3 protein-coding genes and 1 pseudogene are annotated in these 4,445 nt (G+C 64.9%); all 4 read left to right on the forward strand.

Annotated features, from left to right (window positions below; all coding sequences use genetic code 11):
- On the forward strand, positions 1–387 hold a 387-nt coding region (locus SX243_25255; protein MDY7096298.1), incomplete at its 5' end, for a nucleotide exchange factor GrpE.
- A gap of 77 nt (positions 388–464) precedes the next feature.
- Positions 465–2,246 (forward strand): annotated as a pseudogene (gene dnaK / locus SX243_25260) (molecular chaperone DnaK).
- Positions 2,247–2,484: 238 nt separating this feature from the next.
- Positions 2,485–3,609, forward strand: a complete 1,125-nt coding sequence (gene dnaJ / locus SX243_25265) for a molecular chaperone DnaJ (protein ID MDY7096299.1) — start codon at positions 2,485–2,487, stop codon at positions 3,607–3,609.
- Positions 3,610–3,642: 33 nt separating this feature from the next.
- Positions 3,643–4,445: 50S ribosomal protein L11 methyltransferase (locus SX243_25270; GenBank protein ID MDY7096300.1), on the forward strand; the 803-nt coding region annotated here is incomplete at its 3' end.

Raw genomic sequence — 4,445 nt, forward strand, 5'->3', positions numbered from 1 at the left:
AATTTCCGCAAGCGCACGGAGCGGGAACGCAAAGACCTGCTGAAGTATGCCGTCGAAGGGCCGATGCGGGAGTTCCTGCCGATCATGGACAATCTGGACCGCGCTCTGGCGTCCTCCGGGGATGTGGACGATCTGAAGGCGGGAGTCGAGATGATTCGCAAGCAGATGGACGATCTGCTGCGCCGCTTCAAAGTGGAGCCGGTACCGGCGTTGGGAGAGCGCTTCGACCCGACGGTGCACGACGCTGTGATGCGGGAGGAAGCGGACAACGTCGAAGAACCGACGGTGACGGCGGAGCTTCAGCGCGGCTACACCCTGCACGAACGGCTGATCCGGCCGGCGATGGTGAAAGTCGCCATGCCGGTGCCGAAAGCGGAGAAGGGTTAGGGCTAGTGGCCCTCACCCTCGATGGTCGGCATCGGAACGCCGAGACGAGGCCCGGAGCGCCGAGAGGTAGATGATCCTTGAGTAAGATTATCGGCATCGATCTGGGCACCACCAACAGCTGCGTGGCTGTGGTGGAGGCGACCGCCCCGCGGGTGCTGGCCAACCGCGAGGGAAGCCGGACCACCGCTTCCATCGTCGCCTTCGCCGAGGACGGCGAGCGGTTGGTGGGGCAGATCGCCAAGCGCCAGGCCATCACCAATCCTCAGAATACGGTCTTCGCGGTCAAGCGGCTCATCGGCCGCAAATACAAGGACGAGCAGGTCCGGAGGGCCAGCGAGATTCTGCCCTACCGGCTGACGGAAGCGGCCAACGGCGACATCAAGGTGGAGATCCGCGACCGGGAGTACAGTCCGGAGGAGCTCTCCAGCTTCATCCTGCGGGAGATCAAGCGTTTCACCGAGGAGGCCCTGGGGGAGGAAGTGGAAGAGGCGGTGATCACCGTGCCCGCCTACTTCGACGATTCCCAGCGCCAGGCGACCAAGGACGCCGGCAAGATCGCCGGCCTGGAAGTACTGCGCATCCTCAACGAGCCGACGGCGGCGGCGCTGGCCTACGGGCTCAAAGAGCAGGACGACGACCAGGCCATCGCCGTCTACGATCTCGGCGGTGGCACCTTCGATATCACCATCCTGAAAGTGCAGAACGGCGTCTTCGAGGTCAAGGCCACCTCCGGCGACACCTTCCTCGGCGGCGAGGATTTCGATCAGGTGATCATGGATTGGCTGATCGACGAGTTCCAGGCGGAGGCGGGGCTCAATCTGCGCACCGACCGCATGGCCCTGCAGCGCCTCAAGGAGGCGGCCGAGCGGGCCAAGTGCGAGCTTTCCAGCGCCGACGAAGCGTCCATCAATCTGCCGTTCATCGCCGCCGACGCCCAAGGCCCCCGACATCTGGCGCGAACCCTCACCCTGGGGCATTTCGAACAGCTGGTGAAGGATTTGGTGGAGCGCACCGAAGGGCCTTGCCGGGAAGCTCTCTCCGCCGCCGGCATGAACGCCGGCGACATCGACGAGGTGTTGTTGGTGGGCGGTCAGACCCGTACACCGATGGTGGCTCGTCTGGTCAAGCGCATCTTCGAGCGCGAGCCCAACCACGAGATCAACCCCGACGAGGTGGTGGCCATGGGAGCCGCCATCCAGGCGGGCATCCTGCGCGGCGACATCAAGGATCTGGTGCTCCTCGATGTCACTCCTCTCTCCCTGGGCATCGAGACCCACGGTGGTCTATACGTCAAGCTCATCGAGCGCAATTCCACCATCCCGACCAAGAACAGCCAGATCTTTACCACCGTCAGCGACAATCAGGAGGCGGTGGAGATCCACGTGCTGCAGGGTGAGCGGGAGATCGCCAAGGACAACAAATCCCTGGGCAAGTTCAGCCTGGTGGGAATTCCGCCGGCGCCCCGAGGTGTTCCCCAGATCGAGGTGACCTTCGCCATCGATTCCAACGGAATCGTCAATGTTTCCGCCCGCGACCAGGCCACCGGCAAAGGACAGAGCATCCAGATCAACCCGGCCAGCGGTCTCTCCAAGGAGGAGGTGGACCGGCTGGTGGAGGAGGCGGACCGCTACTCCCAGGAGGATGAGCAGCGCCTCGAGCTCCGGCGGCTGAAGAACCGTCTGGAGGGTATGATCTACAACAGTGAGCGGGTCTTCGAGCAGTTCCGAGGCGCCATGTCGGATGAAGACCGCAAGCGGGTGAACGACGTGCTGCTCAAGGGGCGCATGGCCCTATCCTCGGACGATGAGGCGGATCTCGAGGCTTCCATCTACGACCTGACGTCGATCTCGGGACTGCTATCGGACATCATGTTGAGCAAGAGCGGCGGCTGAGGAGGCCCGGTGCCTAGACTCGGCGCCTTTGGCCCGGTGCCTAAAAACCGGTGTCTAAAGTTCCGTGTCTAGAGACTAGTGCCTCGATCCCAGCGCCTGGGATCGAGAGCTCTCCGCCGTCCAGAGACCTTTCGCGACCTCCGCCGGTTCCGGCTGGCGGCCAGGGATTCGCTTTTCATAGCTTTTGATCGGGTGTGTTGAAACGATGAGCAATCAAAGGGATTATTACGAAGTTCTGGGCGTCGCCCGGGAAGCCGACGGTGCCACCATCAAGTCTGCGTACCGCAAGCTGGCGGTCAAATACCATCCGGACAAGAATCCCGGAGACGCCGAGGCGGAGGCCAAATTCAAAGAGGCGTCGGAGGCCTATGCAGTGCTTTCCGACGCCGACAAGCGGGCGCGCTACGACCGCTTCGGGCACCAGGGCGTGTCCGGCGGGGCCGCCGGCTTCGATCCGTCGGTCTTTGCCGACTTCTCGGACATTCTGGGAGATCTCTTCGGTTTCGGCGGCGGCTTCGGTGGTCGCCGCGGCGGCCGTGGCGGCGCCAGCCGGGGGGCCGACCTGCGCTATGACCTGCAGCTGAGCTTCGAGGACGCTGCCTTCGGCACCGACACCCAGCTGCGGATCCCGCGGCTGGAGTCCTGCTCGTCGTGCTCCGGTTCCGGTGCCGCGCCGGGCTCCAATCCGGTGCCCTGCAGCACCTGTGGCGGTCACGGCCAGGTGCGCTTCTCGCAGGGCTTCTTCACCGTCGCCCGCACCTGTCCCCAGTGCCAGGGGGAGGGGCGCATCATCCAGGACAAGTGCAAGACCTGCCACGGCGAAGGCCGCGTGGAGGAGCAGCGCCGGCTGAGCGTCAAGATCCCCGCCGGCGTCGATACCGGGGCCCGGTTGCGCCTCGCCGGCGAGGGCGAGCACGGCCGCAAGGGAGGGCCGCCGGGAGACCTCTACGTGGTGGTGCGAGTCAAGCCCCATGAGATCTTCCAGCGCGAGGACTCCAACGTCCTGGGCCCCCTCAAGCTCTCGTACCCACAGGCGGTGCTCGGCGCCACGGTGGAGATTCCCACCCTCCACGGTACGGAGGAGGTAGACGTGCCGCCGGGGACTCCCCACGGCAAGATTTTCCGCCTCAAGAACAAGGGCATCCCGCGCCTCGGTGGTCATGGCAAGGGAGACCACGTGGCAGAGGCCATCATCGAGGTTCCCGATCCCAAGAGCCTGGAAGAAGAGCAGGTGGAGCTGCTGCGCAAGATGGCGGAGCTCGAGGGCCGGGCGGTGCGCGAAGGCTTCTTCGACAAGGTCAAGAAGAAGGTCAAGAAGAGTGTTGGGTGAGGAGGGGGACGCTACCGAGAGTTGAGAAGGTAAATGTCCGCCCAGAACTACCTCCGCCGCCGGTATCGGGTGCTGGCTAAAGATCAGGAGGCTCTATCAGCCTGGCTCTGGGAGCAGGGCACCCTGGGGATCCAGGAACTGGGCTCTCCGGAGCTCCGCGTCGGGGACGATCCGGAGCTGTGGGCCGAGCGGGTCCCGGAGCCGGATTCGGAGATCCTGCTGGAAGCCTATTTCCCGGTGGAGGCGGAAGGACCGGGTGAGCCACCGGCGGAGCTCCGGGCGAGTCTGGAAGGTGATCACCTCCAGGCCGAAGAAGACTGGCTGGCGACCCATCGGGAGATCGCTCGTCCGCTGCTCATCGGCCGGCGGCTGATGGTGGACCCCCGAGAGCTCGACAGCGAGCCGCGGGTAGTGCCCGAAGGACGGACGCTGCTGCGCATTCCCGCCCGCACCGCCTTCGGCACCGGCAGCCACGAAAGCACCCGGCTGGTGCTCGAGCTGATGGAGGATTTGGCGCTGGACGGACGGCGAGTGCTCGACGTTGGCGCCGGCAGTGGTATCCTAGCCATGGCTGCACTCAGCTTTGGAGCCCGTTCGGCGGTCGGTGTAGAGATCGACCCGGCGGCGGTGCTCATGGCGGGACAATACGCCCGCACCAATCGGTTGCGCCCGCTGCTGACAGCGGGTGGATTGGAGATTCTCGCCCCGCGGCCGGCGTTTTCCCTGGCGCTGGTCAATATCCTGCCGGAGCGGATGCTGCCCTGGATTCATCGGCTTCCGCCCCTGTTGGAGGACGGAGCGGTGGCTCTTTTCTCCGGAATTCTGGAAGTTGCCGC

Source organism: Acidobacteriota bacterium, assembly GCA_034211275.1.
Lineage (GTDB): Bacteria > Acidobacteriota > Thermoanaerobaculia > Multivoradales > JAHZIX01 > JAGQSE01.